This is a genomic window from Sphingosinicella sp. (assembly GCF_052388015.1).
Taxonomy (GTDB): domain Bacteria; phylum Pseudomonadota; class Alphaproteobacteria; order Sphingomonadales; family Sphingomonadaceae; genus Allosphingosinicella.
The window spans coordinates 1-6303 of record NZ_JBQTIN010000142.1 but is presented as its reverse complement, the minus strand read 5'-3'; the positions used below and the strand labels follow the sequence as shown (position 1 = coordinate 6303).

At 70.5% G+C, this 6303-nt stretch carries 6 protein-coding genes; all 6 read right to left on the bottom strand.

Annotated elements, in window-relative coordinates; all coding sequences use genetic code 11:
- Window positions 1-971 (bottom strand): PQQ-binding-like beta-propeller repeat protein (locus tag ACT4N3_RS12010; RefSeq protein WP_444855460.1); only part of this gene is annotated, 971 nt, incomplete at its 3' end.
- Window positions 968-1768, bottom strand: coding sequence for a tetratricopeptide repeat protein (locus tag ACT4N3_RS12005; RefSeq protein WP_444855459.1), 801 nt, complete (start codon window positions 1766-1768; stop codon window positions 968-970). The genes ACT4N3_RS12005 and ACT4N3_RS12010, both read right to left, overlap by 4 nt.
- Window positions 1769-1897: 129 nt before the next feature.
- Entirely contained in the window at window positions 1898-2752 is an 855-nt protein-coding gene (gene panB, locus ACT4N3_RS12000) for a 3-methyl-2-oxobutanoate hydroxymethyltransferase (RefSeq protein WP_444855458.1), read from the bottom strand.
- A 37-nt stretch (window positions 2753-2789) separates the two neighbouring features.
- On the bottom strand, window positions 2790-3590 hold the full coding sequence (gene trpA / locus ACT4N3_RS11995) for a tryptophan synthase subunit alpha (RefSeq protein ID WP_444855457.1): 801 nt from the start codon (window positions 3588-3590) through the stop codon (window positions 2790-2792).
- Entirely contained in the window at window positions 3587-4753 is a 1167-nt protein-coding gene (gene trpB / locus ACT4N3_RS11990; RefSeq protein ID WP_444855456.1) for a tryptophan synthase subunit beta, read from the bottom strand. Before trpB ends, trpA begins: the two co-directional genes overlap by 4 nt.
- Complete coding sequence (gene trpCF, locus ACT4N3_RS11985; RefSeq protein ID WP_444855455.1) at window positions 4747-6159, bottom strand: bifunctional indole-3-glycerol-phosphate synthase TrpC/phosphoribosylanthranilate isomerase TrpF; 1413 nt, start codon at window positions 6157-6159, stop codon at window positions 4747-4749. Before trpCF ends, trpB begins: the two co-directional genes overlap by 7 nt.
- Window positions 6160-6303: the final 144 nt, after the last annotated feature.

Here is a 6303-nt window from a genome sequence, read left to right as displayed (position 1 = left end):
ATGTTGAGCTCCCACACCCGCTGACCGGTGATCAGCTCGACCGCGACCATGCGACCGCCCTGACCGACCGCGAAGACGCGGCCATTGTCGATCACCGGATCGGCGTCGATGTCGGAGATCGTGCCGACGACGGTGCTGACGCCGGTGCGGGCGAGCGCGTCCTGCCAGACGACCTGGCCGTTCTCGTAGCGATAGGCGGTGAGCTCGCCGGAAGAGAAGCCGGCGACCAGGGTCGACTGGGCGAAGGCCGGCGAGGCGATGCCGAACACGCCGGCCAGCTCGAACGAGGCCGAGCCCTGCCAGCGCGTCTCGCCATTGGCGGCGTTCAGCGCATAGAGCTGGTTGTCCTGGGTGATCACATAGACGTTATCGTTGGCGATCGTCGGCGCGCCGCGCAGTGGCCCGCCGGGCTTCACCGTCCACAATATGTTGCCGGTGGCGGCATCGATCGCGGCCGCGTCGCCGGCGCCGTTGGTCGCGTAGATGCGGCCATTCTCGAACGCGACGCCGCCGCCGAACAGGGTCTCGCTCGGCGAGTTTGTCCCACGGACCTGACGCTCCCAGACCTGACCGCCGGTCTGCGCGTCGAACGCGCGCACCACCGCCCGCGTGTCGATCGTGTAGACCCGCCCGTCCGCCACCACCGGCTCCGACGCCAGCCGCACCTGCGCGCCGCTGCCCGCGCCGATGCTGACGCTCCACGCCACGGCCAGCGTATCGCCGAGCGCGACATGACCGACCGACTTCGACGCGTTGCCGCCGGATTGCGCCCAGTCCGGATTGAGGATCGGGCCGGGAATCTGGACCGGCAGATCGGCGAGCGCCGGATCGACTTCGATGCTGGTTTCGGTCTGCAGCACCGGAATGCGCTGGCCGAAGGTCGGCGTTGTCCGTGGGCGGCGGCTGATGCCTAAAGTGTCGCAGGCCGAAAGCAGGGTGACGAAGGCCAGAGCGGCGGCGATACGCTTCATTGAGCATTTCCTTGGGACGCGGACGGGGCGGGCTGGACGGCGTTGCCGCCGGGAGCGGCGGCGGGCGGGCGGGGCGCGGGCGGCGCGCCAGTCTGCACCGGCACCGGCGGCACCTGCGGCTCCGGCAGCGCGTTGACGCCGAGCGAGCCGGCCATCTGGATCGCGCGGGTGCGGATCGAGGGCGGCACCGTCTCGTCGCGGCCGATCCGGGCGAACAACTGGCCGGCGAGGTCGGGGCGGTTCATCCTGAGCTGGGCAACGCCGACCATCTCGCCAGCGGCGCCGAAGAAGGGCTGGCCCGGCCGCGCGAGCGAGGACAGGCGCTGGACGACCTGGGTTGGTTGCAGCCGGTCGAACTCGAGCTGTGTCTGGCGGACCAGCGCGGCGTGGCGATAGGGCTCTTCGAGAGTCTCGTCAGCCGCGATCGCGGTCAGCGTCGCGACCGCGCCGTTCACATTGTTCGCCGCGACCTGCGCATTGGCGCGGGCGAACAAAGCCGCGGCGCGATAGCCCGGGCTGCCGCTCTCGGCGAGCGCATCGATCTGCGCGGTGGCGGAATTGCGGTTGCCGCTCTCCAGGCTGTCGAGCGCGTTGAGCAGCGATTCGCCCCGCGCCTCCGCCTGATCGCGCTGGTAGCTGCGATACCAGAAGATGCCGCCGATCGCGGCGAGCACCAGCACCATGCCGGCGACGATCCACCAGCCATAGCGCGAAACGGTCTGGTTCAGCCGCTCGCGGCGGAGCTCGTCGTCGACTTCACGCAGGAAGGTTTCGCCGTCATTGGGCTTGATCGCCAACTCACACTCTCCATTCGAGAAGGGCCGCGACGGCGAACTTCTCTCGTCCAGTCAAAAGGGCCGCCGGCATCGCGGCGGGCGCGGCCCCCGCCGCTCCTTACCGGTGCCGCTTGCGAAGGGAAAGACCCCCTATTTCGGCCGGTAGATCTGATCCTCCGTCGGGAAGGTCCGCGCCTTCACCTCGGCCGCATAGGCCTCCGCCGCCTTGCCGATCTCGCCGGCGAGGTCGCCATAGCGCTTCACGAAGCGCGGCGTGCGCTCGAACATCCCCATCATGTCCTCGGTGACCAGAATCTGCCCGTCGCACTGCGCCGAGGCGCCGATGCCGATCGTCGGGCAGGCGACCGCCCTGGTCACGTCCGCCGCGATCTCCTCCATCACGCCCTCGATCACCAGAGCGAAGCAACCGGCGTCCGCCACCGCTTTGGCGTCGGCCATGACCTTCGCGGCTTCCGCGTCGTCGCGGCCGCGCGCCCGATAGCCGCCGAGCGTGTTCACCGCCTGCGGCGTCAGGCCGACATGGCCGATCACCGGAATCCCGCGCCTGACGAGGAACGCGACCGTCTCGGCCATCGCCTCGCCGCCCTCCAGCTTCACCGCGGCGGCGCCGGTCTCCTTGAGCACCCGCGCCGCGTTGCGGAACGCCTGCGCGGGGCTTTCCTCATAGGAGCCGAACGGCATGTCGACGCAGACCAGAGCGTGCCACGACCCGCGCACGACCGCCGCTCCATGCGCGCACATCATTTCCAGGCTGACCGGGATCGTCGACGGCAGGCCGTAAATGACCTGCCCGAGCGAATCCCCGACGAGCAGGAAATCGCAATGCGGATCGAGCAATTGCGCGGTCCGCATCGTGTAGGCGGTGAGCGCGACGATCGGCTCCTTGCCCTTGCGGGCGAGGATCGCCGGTGCGGTCAGCCGCTTCATCGGCGCCGGCTGCGGCGTCGCGCGGCTGGTCGCGGTGTCGATCGTGTAGGTGGACATGGCGCGGGTTTAGCCGATTGATGCGGCGCAGCAAAGCTCAGGCGGCCACCTGCCGCCGTGTCGCCGCTTTCATCGCCCCGATGAAGCTCGCAAGGCGATCAGCTCCGCGCGTCGCGACCAGTTCGACGATGGCCGATCCCGAGATCACTCCCGCTGCGCCGGCATCGAGCGCGGCGCGGACATGCGCGGGCATCGAGATGCCGAAGCCGAGCACCGGCGGCGGCGCGCCGGCCTTGGCCAGCGCCGCCAGCATCGGCTGATGATCGAAGCGCGCCTCGGTCTCCGCGCCCGTGACGCCGGCGCGGGCGAGGCAATAGGTGTAGCCGCCGCCGAGCCGCGCAATCTCCGCCAGTCGGGCCGGCGGCGTATTGGCCGCGGCAATCAGGACCGGGTCTATCCCATGCGCGCGAGCCGCTGCCGCGAAGGGCTCCGCTTCGATGAGCGGCACGTCGGCGACCAGAACGCTGTCCACGCCCGCCTCGGCTGCACGCCGACAGAAATCGTTCCGCCCCCACGCGACGACGAGATTGGCGTAGGTCAGGATGCCGACCGGTACGGCCAGATGCCGCCGCCGGAAATCTCCAAGCAATGCGAAGCAGTCGCCCGGCGTCACGCCCGCCTTGAGCGCGCGGTTCGCCGCCGCCTGGATCACCGGCCCGTCGGCGATCGGATCGGAGAAGGGAATGCCGACCTCCAGCATGTCCGCGCCGTTCTCGACCAGCAGCTCGAGGATCGCCGCACTGGTCGCCAGGTCCGGATCGCCGAGCATGACGAAGGCGCCGAACACGCCCTCCCCTGCGCGCGCGGCCCGCGCGAACATGCTGGCGTAACGGCTCATGCGCCCAGCTCCAGCAGCCGCTCGGCCTGCGCCATGTCCTTGTCGCCCCGGCCGGAGATGTTGACGACGATCACTTCCATCTCGTCCGCCAGCTTCAGCGCATGGGCCAAAGCATGGGCGGATTCGAACGCGCAGACGATCCCCTCGCTCCGCGCCAGCGCGGCGAAGGCGGCGAGCGCTTCTTCGTCGGTCGCCCCGACATATTCGGCGCGCCCGATCGCCTTGAGATAAGCATGTTCCGGCCCCACCGCCGGGTAATCGAGCCCGGCCGAGACCGACCAGGTGTCGGCGATCTGCCCGTCCGCGTCCTGCAACACCAAAGTCTCCGCCCCGTGCAGGATGCCGGGCCGGCCGCGCAGCAGGGTCGCGCCATGCTCCGCCCCGTCGAGCCCCTTCCCCGCCGCCTCGACGCCGATCAGCCGCACCTCGGCGTCCTCAAGGAAATCTGCGAACGTCCCGATCGCGTTCGATCCGCCGCCCACACAGGCGATCACTGCGTCCGGCAGCTGGCCCTCCTCTGCCAGTAGCTGTGCCCGCGCCTCGCGGCCGATCACCCGCTGGAACTCGCGCACGATGGTCGGGAAAGGGTGCGGGCCGGCGGCGGTGCCGAGCAGATAGTGGGTGGCCTCGAAGCTCGCCGTCCAGTCGCGCAAAGCCTCGTTAATCGCGTCCTTCAGCGTCCGCCCACCGCTCTCGACCGCGACCACTTCCGCGCCCATCAATTGCATTCGGAAAACGTTGAGCCGCTGCCGCGCCACATCCTCCGCGCCCATATAGATGCGTGTCGTGAGGCCAAAGAGAGCGCCGGCCATCGCGGTCGCCACGCCATGCTGGCCGGCCCCGGTCTCGGCGATCAGCCGGGTCTTGCCCATCCGCTTCGCGAGCAGCGCCTGACCGAGCACCTGGTTGGTCTTGTGAGCCCCGCCGTGAAGCAAATCCTCGCGCTTCAAATAGATGCGTGCCTTGCCCGCGCCGAGATTGCGGCAACGGGTGAGCGGCGTCGGCCGGCCCGCATATTTGAGCAGCAATTCGGTCAGCTCCGCCTGAAACGCGGCATCCGATTGCACAGCGACGAACGCGCCCTCCAGCTGCTCCAGCGCGGGCACCAGGATTTCGGGCACATAGGCGCCGCCATAGTCGCCGAAGCGGCCGCTCATCAGCATGACGCCGCCTCCCGACGTGCCGCCGGGCGCAGCGCTTCGAAGAAAGCCGCCAGCCGCTCGGCGCATTTGCGCCCCGGCGACGCCTCGACGCCCGACCCCACATCCAGCCCCCACGCTCCGATTCGCGCCGCGGCGGCAGCGTTTTCCGGCTTCAGCCCGCCGGCGATGAGCCCAGCCGGCAGCTCTTCGCGGCCGCGCACACGCTCCCAGTCGAAAACCTGGCCGGTGCCGCCGCTGCGCCCGCCGACCTTGGTGTCGAAGATCATCCGATCGGCGCCTTGGCGGCGCGGCGGCGCTTCACCATTCACGGCCCCCGCCGCCCAGATTTCGCTCTCGTCGGGAAGCAGGTTGCGCAGTCCCGCAAGATAAGCCGCATCCTCGTCGCCATGGAGCTGCACGGCGTCGAGGCCCAGCCGGTGCGCGGTTGTCGCGACCTGCATCAGCTTTTCGTTACGAAACACGCCGACGATCCGGGCGTCCGCGCGCCGCGCCGCCTCGGCCAGCGGCTCGGCCCGGGCCGCAGTCACCGCGCGGGGCGTGCCCGGCACCATCACCAGCCCGACATGGCTCGCCCCCGCCTGCGACGCGCGCGCCGCATCCTCGGCGTTGGTCACGCCGCACACCTTGACCCGGCCGAAGGCGAGCAGCTGAGCCGCCTCGGCCGGCCGCTCGGCGCGCATCAGCGCCGTGCCGACGAGGAAGGCGTCGGCGAACGATGCGAGCCGTTCGACATCGCCGCGGTCGCGGATTCCGGACTCGGCTACGAGCAGCCGGTCGGCGGGCACCAGCGACGCCAGCCGTTCTGTCGTCGCCAGATCGACCGCCAGCGTCCTGAGGTCCCGATTGTTGATGCCGATGACCGGCGCGCCGAGCGCGACGGCGCGGCGCACCCCCTCTTCGTCATGCGCCTCGACCAGCGCCTCCATGCCGAGCCGCTCCGCCTCGGCGAGCATGGCGCGAGCCTCGCCATCGTCCAGCACCGAGAGCATCACCAGCACCGCGTCCGCGCCATGCAGCCGCGCCTCCGCCACCTGGCGCGGATCGACGACGAAGTCCTTGGCGAGGATAGGCCCGTCGAAGGCTCGCCGCACCTCGTCGATATCGGTCAGCGCACCGCCGAAGAACGGCCCGTCCGTCAGCACCGAGACCGCATCGGCGACGCCGGCATAAGCCGCCGCTTGCCCGGCGACATCGACGTCCGCCCGCAACGCCCCAGCCGACGGCGACGCCTTCTTCACCTCCATCACGAAACGCGCGCCGGGCCGGGCGAGCGCGGCCCTGAGGCTGCGCTTGCGCCGCTCCGCACGCGACCGCAGGCCGGCGATATCGACCCCGCCCAACCGCGCCGCGACCTCGCGGCGCTTGGCGGTGACGATCTCGCCCAGCACCCCGCCCAGCTCAACCATTGCTGATCGCCACCAGCTGCTTCAGCCGCTTCGCCGGCTCGCCGGAGCCGATCGTGCGCAGCGCCAGCTCGGTGCCCTCGCGGATCGTCTCGGCCATGCCGGCGGCGAGGAACAGGGCGCCGGCGTTGATCGCCACCGCCCGCG

Bases quoted from the DNA above. Each gene is read 5' to 3' on its own strand.
- trpB (WP_444855456.1), bottom strand. From the start codon at position 4,753: ATGCTGATGAGCGGCCGCTTCGGCGACTATGGCGGCGCCTATGTGCCC.
- trpA (WP_444855457.1), bottom strand. From the start codon at position 3,590: ATGAGCCGTTACGCCAGCATGTTCGCGCGGGCCGCGCGCGCAGGGGAG.
- trpCF (WP_444855455.1), bottom strand. From the start codon at position 6,159: ATGGTTGAGCTGGGCGGGGTGCTGGGCGAGATCGTCACCGCCAAGCGC.
- panB (WP_444855458.1), bottom strand. From the start codon at position 2,752: ATGTCCACCTACACGATCGACACCGCGACCAGCCGCGCGACGCCGCAG.